Below are 14,905 nucleotides of genomic sequence, written 5' to 3'. Positions count from 1 at the left end.
CGCGTTGCAGACCTATTCGGGTTGACCGTGCCCCGGCAATCCCATCTGCTGCGTCCCGAACCACGCCGAACCACCGGTCTGGGAGAGATGGCATGCGCGGCAGACGAATGGCACTGGCGATAATCGCAGCGAGCGTCCTGTTCGCTGCGACCGTTCCGGCGGCACAGGCCCACACCGCTCCGGCCGAAACGGTGACGATCGACAAGGCGCGCATCGACGCCGCGCTCGCCGCAATGGTCGCCGACGGGCGGGCGGCAGGGACGTCGGCGCTGATCTGGCAGGACGGGCGCGAGGTTTATTTCGGCGCGGCGGGCATGGCCGACCGCGCGGCGAAGCGGCCGATGCGCCGCGATACGATCGCGCAAATCTATTCTATGACCAAGCCGGTGACCGGGGTCGCGCTGATGCAGCTCTGGGAACAGGGCAAGTTCCGGCTCGACGATCCGCTGGCCCGCTACCTGCCCGAATATGCCGACATGCGCGTCTATGCCGGGGTCGATGCGACGGGCCAGCCGCGCTACTTAGCCGCCGAACGGCCGATCACCGTCCGCGATATCCTGCGTCATACCGCGGGCTTCGCCTATGGCGCGGGGGCGACCCCGGTCCACGCCGCTTATGTCGCCGCCGATCCGCTCGCGCTCGGCATCCCGCTCGCCGAGGCAAGCCGCCGGCTCGCCGCCGTGCCGCTCTTGTTCCATCCGGGAACGCGGTGGGAATATAGCGCCGCGGTCGACGTGCAGGCCGCGCTGGTCGAGAAACTGTCGGGCGAGTCCTTCGCCGCCTATGTGAACACACATATCTTCGCGCCGCTGAAGATGACCGAGACGGCATGGCGCCAGCCCGACGACCGGCTGCCGCGCTTCGCGGCGATGAACGTGAAAAAGGACGGCAAGCTCGTCCAGCAGGATGCAGCAACGGCGCGAACGCTGAATTTCACCGATCACGCGCTGACCCCGGGCGGTTTCGGCCTCGCCTCGACCCTCGACGATTATCATCGTTTCGCGCGCATGCTGCTGAACGAGGGGTTGCTCGATGGCGCCCGCATCCTGAAACCGTCGACGGTGCGGTTGATGGCGACCGACCAGCTCGATCCCGCGATTGCCGAACGCGCATGGCTTCCCGGCAAGGGCACCGTCGGCTTCGGCTTCGATGTCGCGGTTCGCAAGGGAACGCCGCAAACGCCGCAGGAAAATCGCGGCGCGACCGGCGAGTTTTTCTGGGACGGCATGGCGTCGACGCTGTTCTGGGTCGATCCTGCAAACCGGTTGACGGCGGTCTTCTTTGTCCAGACCATTCCCTATGACGGTACGCTGCACCGCGACTTTCGCGCGGCGGTCTATGGGGTGGACTATAAGGGACCGGCGGGCGACTAGCATTGTCATCCTTTTGTCATCGCAATATTCTTTGAGCGCAGCCGAGGAGTGTTCGATGCCCCAGCCCGATAAACGCACCCTGCTCGCCGAAGGCCTCGCGGCCGGCGAGGACGATGCTGCGCTCCACGCCCGGCTGGCGGCGGCGGGCGTGTCGGCGGCCGCGGCAAAGTATGAGATCGACCGGCTGGCGAAGGACCCGATGGCCGCGATGCTGCGGCGGCAGGCCGCGCGGATGGCGAAGCAGGGCTGGCTGCTCGCCAATCAGGAGCGCCTCGCGCGCGAGGCCGACGGCGGCTTCATGCTCGACATGCTCGATGCGCCTGCGCCCGATCAATTCTACCATCATTATTATGAGGCGAACCGGCCCGCAAAGCTCTCCGGCCTCGTCGATCATTGGCCGGCGCTCGTGCGCTGGTCGCTCGATCATTTCGCGGCGGTTGCGGGCGACGCGGTCGTCGAGGCGCAGGTCGAACGCGAACGCGACCCCGATTATGAGCTCGCGAAGGACGACCACCGCCGCCTCATACGCTTTGGCGAGCTGGTCGACTGGCTGCGCAGCGACGAGGCGAGCAACGACATCTATCTCACCGCCTATAACAGCGGCACCAATGCCGCGGCGCTCGCCCCGCTCTGGGACGATATGGCGCCGATCGCGCTGCTCGACGGCACCCGCGTGCGCGATGGCTTTTTCTGGCTGGGGCCGAAGGGGACGCTCACCCCCTGGCACCACGATCTCACCAACAACCTGCTTGTTCAGGTCGTGGGCCGCAAGCGCGTGCGGATGGCGCCGCCATGGGCATATGCGCGCATGCGCAACAGCCGTCACTGCTTCTCTGACTGGGGCAATGAAGCGTTGCCTGCCGGGGATGGCGATTCGGCTGTGCCGCCGGTGCTCGAAACGGTCATCGGTCCGGGCGAGGCGATATTCCTGCCCGTCGGCTGGTGGCATCAGGTCGAAGCGCTCGACCTGTCGGCCAGCATGAGTTTTACCAGCTTTCGCAGGCCCAATGCGCATGTCGAAGACTATCGATCATGGGGCGCGCTCTAGTCGATTCCGATGTAAAATATTCCTTATATGTCATTTTTTACTTGCACGATATTTTGACCGCGCCTAACGGCGCCGTCCCCCGGCCAGTCGGCGGGGCGGACATCGACGGATCGGGGTTTCGCGAAGCCCGCCCGCATCGACCGGCGCTGCCGGTTCGCTGTACGGATGCCGCCACGTTTGGTCGGTTGGACGACTTTTGTAGCTCAGTGGTGAGAGCGCCGGTCCGCAAGACCGGAGGTCGCGGGTTCGATTCCCGTCAAAAGACCCAATGGATAGCTCAGCGGGTAGAGCACTAGACTTGTAATCTAGGTGTCGAGGGTTCGACTCCCTCTCCACACGGTCCTTCAAAGACCGCCAGATTTAGGTTCTGGTCCTTAACGTGGGGCTTCGGGGATCGGCTTGCGAAAGGGCGCTGCGCCTGTTCGCCGCCTTTGGGTGGTGGATGGGACGGCTTCGTCCGGACGCCATGCCGGAAGGCTCGACAGGCGGTGATGGTTGCGCTGCGCCGGGACTGGGACGCGCCGTTTTCGAACGGTCTGTCCCCGTGCCGCGCGCTGCAAGGCCCGCTCGCCTCTTGTCCGCCCGCCGCCATGCCGCCGGTCCCCGGACCCTTTGGGCTGACGGGGAATGTGCAACCGCAAGCAAGAAAGGAAATCGGCGTGACGTGACGCGGATTAAGAATGGTGAATGAGATGATGAAGCAACTGATCGATAGCCTGATGGGCCGCAAGCGCGTGCTCATCGATGAAACCGAACGGGCGGTCTGGCTCTACAAGGGCGAGGTCCGCGGCATCCTGGGTGCCGGCGAACATGTGCTGAAGAACCGCGACGGGTCGCTGCGCATCGAACGTCAGCCGCTCGCGCGGATGATGTTCGCATCGGCCTATGAACAGGCGGTGCTCGACAAGCTGCCGGTGGATGTGGCGACGCATCTGACGGTGGTCCGTACGGCCGAGAACGAGATTGCTGTCATCGAACGCGATGGAATCATTAACACCATTCTCGGTCCGGACGCCAAGCTGATCGTGTGGAGCGATGCAGGCCCGTGGAAGGCGAGCCTCGTCGATATCGTCGATAATGTACGGGTCGAACCGAAGCTGCTCCAGCGTTTGCAGAAGACGGACCGGATGCAGTTCGTGACGGTGGTCGAGGTTGGCGAGGGCAAGACCGCGCTTGTCAGCATCGACGGCCGCATGACCGACCGGCTCGAACCGGGCGTCTATGGTTACTGGAACCCGGGGCGGAAGATCGGCGTCAAGCTGGTCGACCTGACCCGCCAGTCGCTCGACGTCACCGGGCAGGAAATGCTGACCCGCGACCGTGTGACGCTGCGGATCAACATCAGCGCGGAATACCGCGTTGCCGATCCGCTGCTCGCGGTGACGAGCGTGAAGGATTTCGCCGACGCGCTCTACCGGGCGCTGCAGCTGGCCTTCCGCAAGACGCTCGGCGCGCTGACGCTCGACCAGATCCTTGAAAACAAGGTGACGGTCGACGCCGGGGCGGCGGACAAGGTCCGTGCCGACATGGCGCTGATCGGGGTCGAGGTTTCGGACATTGCGCTCAAGGACGTGATCCTGCCGGGCGAGATGCGCGAAATCCTGAACCAGGTCGTCGCGGTGCAGAAGGAGGCGGAGGCGAACGTCATCCGCCGGCGTGAGGAAACGAACGCCACGCGCTCGCTGCTCAACACGGCGAAGGTCATGGCCGAAAACCCGGTCATGCTCCGCCTGAAGGAGCTCGAGGCGCTGGAAAGCATCGCGGGCAAGGTCGAACGGCTGACGGTGTTGGGCGGCACCGAAGGGCTGCTCAACGATCTGGTGCGCCTGCGCGATTGATCTTCGCGCGAAAATGGGAAGGGGCCGGTGAACGCCGGCCCCTTTTCTTTTGCTGCGCGGCGGGCAACAAAGGCGGCATGACCCTTGTTCTCGTCACGCGCGACGATGCTGTCGCCACCGTCACCCTCAACCGTCCCGACGCGATGAACGCCTTGTCGCGTGCGCTCCGTGCCGAGCTGGCCGGCACGATGCGGACGCTCGCCGCCGACGACAGCGTCCGCGCGATCGTCCTGACCGGTGCCGGCACCCGCGCCTTCACCGCGGGGCTGGACCTCAAGGAACTCGGTACCGATACGAGCAACCTCGGCGCCGCCAATGCCACCGGTGCCGACGAAAATCCGGTGAAGGCGATCGAGCTCTGCCCGCAACCGGTGATCGGCGCGATCAACGGGGTCGCGATCACCGGTGGGTTCGAGGTCGCGCTGGCGTGCGATATATTGATCGCATCGACCGACGCGCGCTTTGCCGACACCCACGCCCGCGTCGGCGTGATGCCCGGCTGGGGGCTGTCGCAGAAATTGTCGCGGCTGATCGGTATCTCTCGCGCCAAGGAACTGTCGCTGACCGGCAATTTCCTCGACGCCGGGACGGCGCGCGACTGGGGACTGGTCAATCGCGTCGTCGCGCCGGGGGAGCTGCTGCCCGCGGCGCAGGCGCTGGCCCGCGATATCGCCAGCGCCGATCCCGCGATGGTGCGCGCTTACAAAAAGCTGATCGACGATGGCTATGCGTTGCGGTTCGGCGTCGCGATGGCGCTCGAACATGAACGCTCTTCGGCGGCGAACCGCAGCGTCCGCGCCGAGGAGGTCGAGATGCGGCGGCAAGCCGTCATGGAGCGCGGACGAACGCACGCCGGCTGATCCGGCCCTCGCGTCAGGGCGGGTGCGATTGCGGCTTGCGGTTCGCGAAAATACTTAGCAAGGTTAAGTAATGAACGATCTCGGTGCACCACTTTCCGCCTTCATGACCCGCGTCGCCGGCCCCGGAAATCTCGAGCGGCTCATGCGCCTGTCGGGCGGCGCCAATATGGAAAGCTGGGCATTCGATTGGGCCGGGAAGGGCTATGTCCTGCGCCGCGCCCCCTCGGCCGAATATATGGAGGGGCGCCCCTATGGCCACGCCGACGAGGCGGCGCTGGTGATGGCGGCGCATGCGGGCGGCGTGCGGGCGCCCGAGGTCGTCGGCGTGCTGGGCGACGGCGACGGCATGGGCACCGGCTATGTCATGCACCGGGTCGTCGCCGAAGTCGCGCCGGCAAAGATATTGGCGGCCCCGCCGCCGTCGCTGCTCGCCGACCTCGCGCGCGAGCTGGCACGGACGCACGCGCTTCCGCGCGCCACGATCCCCGGCGCGATCCCGACGATGGACACCGCCGCGGCGCTCGCCGAACTCAAGGCGCGTTTCCTGTCCTACGGCGGCGACCGCCCGCTGATCGCGCTCGCGATCAAATGGTGCGAGGATCATCTGCCCGCACCGACGAATCCCGTGCTCGTCCACGGCGACTATCGCATGGGCAATATCATGGTCGATGCAGAAGGCCTTGCGGTCGTGCTCGACTGGGAACTCGCGCATCTGGGCGACGCGCATGAGGACCTCGCCTATGGCTGCATGACCGTGTGGCGCTTCGGCCGCCTCGACCAGCCGGCGTTCGGCGTCGGCGGGCTCGATGATTTTTTTGCGGCCTATGAGGCGGCGGGCGGAGCGCCGGTCGACCGCGACCGCTTTCATTTCTGGCTTGTCTACCGCACCCTGTGGTGGGCGCTCGGCTGCCTGCAGATGGGGCAGGCGTGGCGCAGCGGCGCCGACACGACCGTCGAGCGCGTCGTCGTCGGACGCCGCACCGCCGAGCAGGAACTCGACCTGCTGCTGTTGCTCGAAGCCGAAGCACCCGAAACCGAACGCCTTCGCGCGCTGCCCGCGTCGCCGCCCGCCGCTCCCGGGCCGGTGGGCGAACCGGTCAATCGCGAAATGGTGCAGGCGGTGCGCGACTGGCTCGAACAGGCGATCAAGCCCGGGGCCGAAGGCCATGACAAGTTCGAGGTCGCGGTGGCGATGAACGCGCTGGGCATCGTGATGCGCGACCTCGATGCTGGGGTGCGCGCCGAAGAGGCCGCGCTGGCCGGCGCGCTGCTGTCGGGCGCCCGGACGCTCGCCGAGGCCGGCCTGCTCGCGGCGCTGCGCCGCGCCGCGCTCGACAAACTCGCCGTCGACAGTCCCAAATATGCCGCGCTGGCGCGCGCGCAGTCGCTCTGGGGCGGGCGGGAACAGAATTAAGGGAGAAGAAAAGATGGATTTTGCGATGCCCGCCGACTTGCAGGCCTATCTGGACGAACTCGATTCGTTCATCACGGCGGAGATCAAGCCGCTCGAGCTGGCCGACGACAATATCCGCTTCTTCGACCATCGCCGCGAGCACAGCCGCACCGACTGGGACAATCAGGGGCTGCCGCGCCACGACTGGGAGGAATTGCTCAAACAGGCGACGAGGCTGGCCGACGCCGCGGGCCACTGGCGTTTTTCGGCGCCGAAGAAATATGGCGGCAAGGACGGGTCGAACCTGTGGATGGCGGTGATCCGCGAGCATTTCGCCGCCAAGGGCCTCGGTCTCCACAACGACCTGCAGAACGAGCACAGCATCGTCGGCAATTTCCCCTTCGTCGAGATGTTCGAGCAGTTCGCGACGAGCGAGGAGCAGAAACAAGAGTTCATCCTCGGCGGCTTCGAAGGCAAGCGTCGCACCGCCTTCGGCCTCACCGAACCCGATCATGGCAGCGACGCGACGCATATGGAAACGCGCGCGGTGCGCGAAACGCGCGACGGCGTCGACGGCTGGCTGATCAACGGGCGCAAGATGTGGATCACCGGCATGCATGTCGCGAGCCACTGCGCGACCTTCTGCCGCACCGACGGCAAGGACGGCGATGCCAAGGGCATCACCTGCCTGCTCGTGCCCACGGGCACGCCGGGGATGACGGTCGACGAATATATGTGGACCTTCAACATGCCGACCGACCATCCGCGCATGACCTTCACCGACGTGTGGGTGCCCGACAGTGCGCGCCTCGGGCCCGAGGGCGGCGGCCTGTCGATCGCGCAGAGCTTCGTCCACCAGAACCGCATCCGCCAGGCGGCGTCGTCCTTGGGCGCCGCGGTTTTCTGCATCGAGGAAAGCGTCAAATACGCCCGGACACGCAAGCCGTTCGGCGAGGCGCTGGCGAAGAACCAGGCGATCCAGTTCCCGCTCGTCGAACTCGCGACGCAGGCCGAAATGCTCCGCCTGCTGATCCGCAAGACGGCATGGGAAATGGACAATATGCCGCACAAGGAGGTCGAACATCGCCTCTCCGACCGCGTCAGCATGTGCAACTATTGGGCGAACCGCCTCTGCTGCGAGGCCGCCGATCGCGCGATGCAGGTCCACGGCGGCATCGGCTATTCACGCCACAAGCCCTTCGAACATATCTACCGCCACCACCGCCGCTACCGGATCACCGAAGGCGCCGAGGAAATCCAGATGCGCAAGGTCGGTGCCTATCTGTTCGGTTATCTGGGGCCGCGCAAGGCCCTGTTTTCCTGAAGTTTGAGGCGGCTGCCCGTCAGTGGGCGGCCGTCTTCGACCAGATGTTCATCACCGCGACCCCCGCGACGATCAGCGCCATGCCGATCATCGCGGGCGCATCGAGGCGCTGACCCTGAAACACCCACGCGACGGCCGCGATCAGCACGATGCCGACGCCGGACCAGATCGCATAGGCGACCCCGGTCGGAATATCGCGCAGCGCCAGCGACAGGAAATAAAAGGCAACGACATAACCCGCCGCCATGATCAGCGTCGGGCCGATATGGCGAAAGCCGTCCGACTGCTTGAGGAAAGAGGTCGCGATCACTTCGGCGACGATCGCGATGCCGAGATAGAGATATTGCACGGGGTGTTTTCTCCCGAATCACTTACGTCGTCATCCCGGACTTGATCCGGGATCCAATATCCCGCCGTCGGCGCCGATGGACCCCGGATCAGGTCCGGGGTGACGATGAGGATGGAATGACCGCCGCGTGCTACTCCGGTTTCCGGAAACGCAGCGCGAACTGGTCGGTCTTGCCGCGGATCGCGGCGTCGAACACATTCGCGGTGCGCGGGTCGTCGGCGCGGCTGTAGAGGTCGCTTTCCGCTTCGAGCGTGAAGCCCGCCTTGGTTAGCGCCGCGACCACCGCCGCCTTGTCGATGCGGTGCAGGCTGTCGGACAGCGTCGTTCCCGTGCCGTCGGCGGCGCTGTGGTCGACGACGATCAGCGTCCCGCCGGGCTTGAGCGCCGCGAACAGCGCCGCGCTCGCCTTGTCGCCCGTGCTCTCGGGGAAGGGCTTCAGATACAGATCATGGAAATTCTGCACCGTGATGATCGTGTCGAGCGGCACCGGAAAGGCGGGCGCCGCGAACGGCCCGGCGACCGCGTCGACATTGGCATAGGCGGCATCGACCGCAGCCTGATCGTCGCCATATTGTTTCTTGAAGGCAATGAATTCGGCCGGCTGGAAGGCATAGACGCGCCCCGCCGGGCCGACCGCGGCGGCGAGCAGGCGGGTGACATAACCGCCGCCCATCACGAAATCGCCGACCTGTTCGCCGGGCGTCACCTGCGCAAAGGCAAGCAGGTCGGCGGGTTTGCGCGCGGTGTCGCGTTCGCGGTCGGCGGCAGGGCGCGCCGGATCGGCGAGCGCGGCGCTATAATCGGGGGTGGCGGTCGGCGGCGCGGCGAGCGACGGTGCGGAGACCGCGAGGAAGAGGGCGCATGTAAGCGAGCGGATCATTACGGTGACTCCTGTTGCTTGATTGCCCCAGCATAGCGGGCCCGAGGGCTCTTGGCATCTCGCGAATCCATGATAGGTTTCACCTCGAAACGAAAAAATCTTACCAAAAGATTCGGGAGAGCGAACATGCATGATCTGGTGATTCGCGGCGGCACCGTCGTCGATGGGACGGGCGGCCAGCCTTTCGTGGCGGATGTCGCGGTCGATGGCGACCGTATCGTCGCGGTCGGCGAAAATCTCGGCGCCGGGCGCGAAGAGATCGACGCCAGCGGCAAGATCGTCACCCCCGGCTTCGTCGACGTCCACACCCATTATGACGGGCAGGCGACATGGGATTCCGAGATGGCGCCGTCGAGCTGGCACGGCGTCACCACCGTCGTGATGGGCAATTGCGGCGTCGGCTTCGCCCCCGCAAAGCCCGACCGCCACGACTGGCTGATTTCGCTGATGGAAGGCGTCGAGGACATCCCCGGCACCGCGCTCGCCGAAGGCATGTCGTGGGACTGGGAAACCTTCCCCGAATATATGGACGCGCTCGAAAAACTGCCGCGCACCGTCGACGTCGCGTGCCACGTCCCCCACGGCGCGGTGCGCGCCTATGTGCTCGGCGATCGTGAAAAGCCCGGCGCGATCCCGACCGACGCGGACATCGCGGAGATGTCGCGGATCGTCGAGGAAGGCGTGCGCGCGGGCGCGCTCGGTTTCTCGACCAGCCGCACCGTGCTCCACAAGTCGGTCGACGGCGAACTCGTCCCCGGCACCACCGCGACCGCCGAGGAGCTGATCGCGATCGGCCGCGCGATGGGCCGCGTCGGCTATGGCGTGTTCGAAATGGCGAGCGACATGAAGCGCGAGTGGAACGAGTTCCAGTGGATGGGCGATCTCAGCCGCGAGACCGGGCTGCCCGTGACCTTCGCCGCGCTCCAGTCGATCGCCAAGGAATTGCCGCTCGAAGAACAGATTGCCGAGATGCGCCAGCAGAATGCCACCGGCGCGAACATCGTCGCGCAGATCGCGCTCCGCGGCAACGGCGTGATCATGGCATGGCAGGGCACGGTGCACCCATTCCGTTTCAAGCCGGCGTGGAACGAGATCATCGACCTGCCGTGGGAGCAGCAGCTTGCGCATCTGAAGGACCCGGCGTTCCGCAAGCGCATGGTCGAAGAGGCGAATGTCTGGCCCGAAAGCGACATCCTAGACTTCCTGAAGATCGTCGCCGAGGGCTGGCCCGTCCATTTCGAGATGGACCCCGATTTCAACTATGAGCCGAAGATGGACGAAAGCATCGCCGGCCGCGCTGCGGCGGCGGGCGTCTCGCCGGCCGAATATGCCTATGACCTCCTCATGAAGGACGACGGCAAGGGCTTTATCTATTTCCCGATCCTCAACTACCGCGACGGCAATCTCAACTTCCTCGAGGATCTGCAGGCCGCGAACGATACGGTGAACAGCCTGTCCGACGGCGGCGCGCATTGCGGGACGATCTGTGACGCCGCGTCGCCAACCTTCATGCTCCAGCACTGGGTGCGCGACCGGGCGGGCAAGCGTATCGCGCTCGAACATGCGATCCAGCGTCAGTGCCGCGATACGGCGCTGCTCTACGGGCTCGAGGATCGCGGCGTGCTCGCCCCGGGGTATCTCGCCGACCTCAACGTCATCGACATGGATGCGATCAAGCTCGGCAAGCCCTGGCTCGCCTTCGACCTGCCGGCGGGCGGCAAGCGCCTGCTGCAAAAGGCCGACGGCTATGTCGCGACGGTGAAATCGGGGGTCGTCACCTTCCGCGACGGCGCGATGCAGGGGCCGACCCCGGGCGGCGTCATCCGCGGCCCGCAGCGCGTGGAAATGGCGATGGCGGCGGAATAGTGCGCGCCGTCCGGCTGGGCGCACCGGCCTCCCTCGACAGCCTTACCCCGACCGATCTTCCCGACCCGGGTGATCCGGGGCCCGGCGAAATTCGTGTGCGGCTCGTCGCCTCCTCGCTCAACTTCCATGACTTCGCGGTCGTCGCCGGAATGATCCCGACGGTCGACGGGCGCATCCCGATGTCCGACGGCGCGGGGACGGTCGAGGCGGTGGGTGAGGGCGTCAGCGACTTTCGCGTCGGCGACGCGGTCGTTTCGCTCTTCTTCCCCTTCTGGGCCGATGGCGCGCCGCCGCAGCATGCCTTCACGCAGGTCCCGGGTGACAGCATCGACGGCTATGCACGCGAGGTGGTGGTGACGCCGCAGCATTGGTTCACGCATGCGCCAAAGGGTTATTCGGCTGCCGAGGCGGCGACACTGACCTGCGCCGGGCTGACCGCGTGGCGGGCGCTGTTCGTCGATGGCGTCACGCAGCCGGGGTCGACGGTGCTCGTGCAAGGCAGCGGCGGCGTCTCGGTGTTCGCGCTGCAATTTGCAAAAGCGGCAGGCGCGCGCGTGATCGCGACAAGCTCGTCCGACGCGAAACTCGAACGGCTGAAGGCGCTCGGCGCCGATGAGCTGATCAATTACAAGGACGTCCCGGCATGGGGCGCGAAGGCGCTCGAACTGACCGGCGGGCGGGGGGTCGATACGGTCGTCGAAATCGGCGGTGCCGGCACGCTGGACCAGTCGATGGTCGCGACGCGTGTCGGCGGTCATGTCGCGCTGATTGGCGTGCTCGCGGGAATCGTGGGTCCAGTGCAGACTGCGCTGCTGATGCACAAGAATCTGCGCGTGCAGGGACTGACCGTCGGGAGCCGCGCGCAGCAACTGGCGATGATCGCCGGGATCGAGGCTAACGGGATCAAACCGGTCCTCGACCGTCATTTCCCGCTCGAAAATCTTGCCGATGCCTTTCGCCATCAGATGTCGAACACTCATTTCGGCAAGATCATCGTCGATATCTGAGGTCGTCCCTCAGTGCGCGAGGAGGTCCGCCGGCAGCGTCGGTTCGCCGAGGATCAGCGCCATACGCCGCCAGATTTCGTCGCGGTCGGGGCCCCCACGCTCGATGAAGGCGCGGACCATCTCCTCGCCGATGCCATAGTTGATCACATAGCTGCGATACTGGTCGGTGAAGGTGACCGACTGTTCGGCGCGCTGGGGCGAGAAGAGCAGATATTTCTGCGTCAGCGCGAGCGCAGTCGGCCGGTCGATCTGGCCATCGAGATATTGCTGCGCGATGGTCAGCCGCGCCCCCTGCAACAGCTTCATCGCATCGAGAAGCTGCCAGTAACGGTCGTCGCTCGGCGGCGCGATCTCGGCCAGCGGCATCAGCACGTCGCGCTCGGTGTCGGGGCGCGTCCGGTCGGGGAAGGCGAGGTCGATGCCGTAATTGGCGGTTCCCTCGGCGATCAGGCTTTGCGGGCTGTAGAGCGGATAGACGCTATACTCGGCCCAGCCGCGGCCCTTCACCAACTGCTCCTCGATCTTCATGTTCAGCAGGTGGTGGCCGGGATAGCCTTCGTGGCAACCGAGGTCGAGCGCGCGCGACAGGCGGATCGGCAGGTCGGTGTTGACCTGGATGATGCTGTGGTAGCCGCCCTGGTAATAATTATAGCCGCTCCAGCTCTTGCCGGTGACGAACTGCAAATCGAAGCTCTCGCCCTCGGGCATCGCGACATGCGTGGCGGTGCGGCCGCGACAGCGGGCGATCGCGGCGTCGAACACCTTCTGCAACCGCTCCTTGGGGATGGTGAAGCGATCGAGATAGGCCTCGACGCGGGTCGCGAGGTCGCCGGGGCCCGGCACCAGCGCGTCGATCGCCGCGAGCTGCGCGTCGTAACTCGCCAGCGGCTTGAGGTCGGGGCGCACCCCGAACAGCCGCTCGGCCTCTTCGGCAAAGGGAAAGCGCGTGCCGTCCATCATCATCAGCCGCGTTTCGGCGGCGCGAAGCTGGGCGCGGAGGAAGGCGCTGCGCCGTTTCTCGATCGGGTCCGACAGGTCGGGCGCGATGCCGTCGAGCTTCGCCATCAGCTGCCGCGCCGCCGCGAGCAATGCCGCCTTGTCGCGCGGCGAGGCGATCGCCGCGTCGAGCAGGCTCGGCGGACCGTAATAGGCGTCGATATAGCCCTTTTCATGCGTACCGATCTCGAGGCTGAGCAGCACATAGGCGGTCGCGACCGCGTCGATCGTCTGCGTCGCGAACATGGCGGCGGCGGGATCGGCGGGGCTTGCCGGGGCGGGCCAGTCGGCGCGGTCGGCTGGCGCAGGAAGTGTGGGCGCGGGGCCGGGCGCCGGTAGCTGGCTGGCGCCCGAAACGACTTCGAGCCGCCGGACGTCGATCGTCGGAATATCCTTGGCGGCCCGCGTGGTCAGCGCGGGCGCTTCGCCGGACGGCACAGCGGGCGTTGCGGCGGGCGGGGCCGGTTGCGTGCTACCCTGCGCCGCGCGCTGCTGCGCCTTGCGCTGCGCGACCGTGCGCTTCATCTCGGGGTCGAGCGAATAGCAGCCCGAGAGAGCGACGGCGGCGGTCAACGACAGCGCCATCGCCTTTCGCCAGCGGGATGTCATGCGTTCGCTCTCCCTTCGGGTTCGCATGTGTCGTTAACGTCGCCGTCGCTCGCGATTTCGGCGTCGGACTCGGTTTCGATCCGGTCATGCTCGGGATGGAGCGGAGTGAAGCGCAGCACCGCGAAACCGGCCAGCGCTGCGACCAGCGATCCCATCAAAATGCCGATCTTGGCTTCCTCGATCAGCGTCGCGTCGCCCGGGAAGGCGAGCCCGCCGATGAACAGGCTCATCGTGAAGCCGATGCCGCAGAGCAGCGAAACGCCATAGATTTGCGGCCAGGTCGCACCGCGCAATTTGCCTGCGATGCCGAGTTTGACCGACAGCCAGACGCTGCCGAAAATACCGATCTGCTTGCCGAGGAACAGTCCCGCGGCAATGCCGAGGGGGAGCGGTGCGAAGATCTGATCGACGGTGAGCCCGCTCATGTCGACCCCGGCATTGGCAAAGCCGAACAGCGGCACGATCGCGAAGGCCACCCATGGATGCAGCCCATGTTCGAGCCGGTGGAGCGGCGAGGTCGCACTGTCGGGGGCGCCCGGCGTCCGATCGAAAGGAATGGCCATCGCCGCGAGCACGCCGGCGATCGTCGCGTGCACGCCCGACAGGAGCATCGCGTACCAGAGCAGGACGAACATCAGCAGATAGACGATCAGGCTGCGAACGCCGAGGCGATTGCAGGCGAACATCGCGCCGACGATCACGGCCGCCGCGGCAAGCGCCGCGACATTGATCTTGGCGGTGTAGAACAGCGCGATGATCGCAACCGCGCCCATGTCGTCGACGATGGCGACGGTGACGAGGAACAGCTTCAGCGACGTCGGCGCGCGCTTGCCGAGCAGCGCCAGCACGCCGATGGCGAAGGCGATATCGGTGGCGGCCGGAATCGCCCAGCCTTGCGCGAGCCCCGGTGTTCCGCCTGCGAAGAGCATATAGAGCGCGGCAGGCACCGCCATCCCTGCGGCGGCGGCGATGAAGGGAAGGCGCCGCCGATCCCAGCTCGCCAGCCGCCCGTCGACGAACTCGCGCTTGATCTCCAGCCCGACGAGCAGGAAGAAAACCGCCATCAACCCGTCGTTGATCCAGAGATGGACGGTCATCGGGCCGAGCTTGTCGGTGAGCACCGGCCCCGTCACTGCATGGATGACATGGAGATAAGTTTCGCCGAAAGCCGAGTTGGCGACAATCATCGCCAATATGGCTGCAAAAATCAGCAGCATGCCGCCGGCGCTCTCGCTTTCGAGAAAATCGCGCAAGGCGGAGCGGGGGGCGGATTTGCGGGGCATAACGGGTGTGGAGGACCTTTCGGGACAGGGGTATCGCAAATTCTCCTAGCGCGGGGACCCGCCAGCGTCACCCTTTACA

At 66.0% G+C, this 14,905-nt stretch carries 12 protein-coding genes and 1 tRNA gene; 9 read left to right on the top strand and 4 right to left on the bottom strand.

Annotated elements, in window-relative coordinates; all coding sequences use genetic code 11:
* The first annotated feature begins 92 nt into the window (after positions 1-92).
* From AN936_RS16725 to AN936_RS16690, 7 genes are all read left to right on the top strand, one after another.
* Complete coding sequence (locus tag AN936_RS16725) at positions 93-1,373, top strand: serine hydrolase domain-containing protein (protein WP_054589102.1); 1,281 nt, start codon at positions 93-95, stop codon at positions 1,371-1,373.
* Positions 1,374-1,428: 55 nt separating this feature from the next.
* Positions 1,429-2,421 (top strand): cupin-like domain-containing protein, encoded by a 993-nt coding sequence (locus tag AN936_RS16720; RefSeq protein ID WP_054589101.1) that lies wholly within the window; start codon positions 1,429-1,431, stop codon positions 2,419-2,421.
* 192 nt (positions 2,422-2,613) lie between these two features.
* Positions 2,614-2,689, top strand: a tRNA-Cys gene (locus tag AN936_RS16715).
* 424 nt (positions 2,690-3,113) lie between these two features.
* Positions 3,114-4,259 carry a slipin family protein gene (locus AN936_RS16705; protein WP_201782925.1) on the top strand — a complete coding sequence of 382 codons (1,146 nt, stop codon included), beginning with the start codon at positions 3,114-3,116 and terminating at the stop codon, positions 4,257-4,259.
* Between the two features lie 77 nt (positions 4,260-4,336).
* Positions 4,337-5,119, top strand: a complete 783-nt coding sequence (locus tag AN936_RS16700) for an enoyl-CoA hydratase (protein ID WP_054590361.1) — start codon at positions 4,337-4,339, stop codon at positions 5,117-5,119.
* Between the two features lie 70 nt (positions 5,120-5,189).
* Positions 5,190-6,533, top strand: coding sequence for a phosphotransferase family protein (locus AN936_RS16695; RefSeq protein ID WP_054589100.1), 1,344 nt, complete (start codon positions 5,190-5,192; stop codon positions 6,531-6,533).
* 13 nt (positions 6,534-6,546) lie between these two features.
* Positions 6,547-7,836, top strand: coding sequence for an acyl-CoA dehydrogenase family protein (locus tag AN936_RS16690; RefSeq protein WP_054589099.1), 1,290 nt, complete (start codon positions 6,547-6,549; stop codon positions 7,834-7,836).
* 19 nt (positions 7,837-7,855) lie between these two features.
* Here AN936_RS16690 and AN936_RS16685 read toward each other — a convergent pair whose 3' ends face one another.
* Both AN936_RS16685 and AN936_RS16680 read right to left on the bottom strand, forming a co-directional pair.
* Positions 7,856-8,185: a DMT family transporter gene (locus AN936_RS16685; protein ID WP_054589098.1), complete on the bottom strand. Its 330-nt coding sequence runs from the start codon at positions 8,183-8,185 to the stop codon at positions 7,856-7,858.
* A 130-nt stretch (positions 8,186-8,315) separates the two neighbouring features.
* Positions 8,316-9,065 carry a class I SAM-dependent methyltransferase gene (locus AN936_RS16680; RefSeq protein ID WP_054589097.1) on the bottom strand — a complete coding sequence of 250 codons (750 nt, stop codon included), beginning with the start codon at positions 9,063-9,065 and terminating at the stop codon, positions 8,316-8,318.
* Positions 9,066-9,191: 126 nt separating this feature from the next.
* Here AN936_RS16680 and AN936_RS16675 point away from each other — a divergent pair, with 126 nt between their 5' ends.
* Positions 9,192-10,931, top strand: coding sequence for an N-acyl-D-amino-acid deacylase family protein (locus tag AN936_RS16675; RefSeq protein WP_054589096.1), 1,740 nt, complete (start codon positions 9,192-9,194; stop codon positions 10,929-10,931).
* Positions 10,931-11,938, top strand: coding sequence for a zinc-dependent alcohol dehydrogenase family protein (locus tag AN936_RS16670; protein ID WP_054589095.1), 1,008 nt, complete (start codon positions 10,931-10,933; stop codon positions 11,936-11,938). The genes AN936_RS16675 and AN936_RS16670 overlap by 1 nt, the downstream gene beginning before the upstream one ends.
* A gap of 9 nt (positions 11,939-11,947) precedes the next feature.
* Here AN936_RS16670 and AN936_RS16665 read toward each other — a convergent pair whose 3' ends face one another.
* The gene (locus AN936_RS16665; protein ID WP_234715609.1) at positions 11,948-13,543 is read right to left on the bottom strand and encodes a hypothetical protein; all 1,596 of its coding nucleotides are present in this window, start codon (positions 13,541-13,543) and stop codon (positions 11,948-11,950) included.
* Positions 13,540-14,826, bottom strand: a complete 1,287-nt coding sequence (gene nhaA / locus AN936_RS16660; protein WP_054589093.1) for a Na+/H+ antiporter NhaA — start codon at positions 14,824-14,826, stop codon at positions 13,540-13,542. The genes AN936_RS16665 and nhaA overlap by 4 nt, the downstream gene beginning before the upstream one ends.
* Positions 14,827-14,905: the final 79 nt, after the last annotated feature.

This window comes from Sphingopyxis macrogoltabida (assembly GCF_001307295.1).
Classification (GTDB): Bacteria; Pseudomonadota; Alphaproteobacteria; order Sphingomonadales; family Sphingomonadaceae; genus Sphingopyxis; species Sphingopyxis macrogoltabida_B.
The sequence above is the reverse complement of the archived record's forward strand: the minus strand, read 5'-3'. Positions and strand labels throughout refer to the sequence as shown.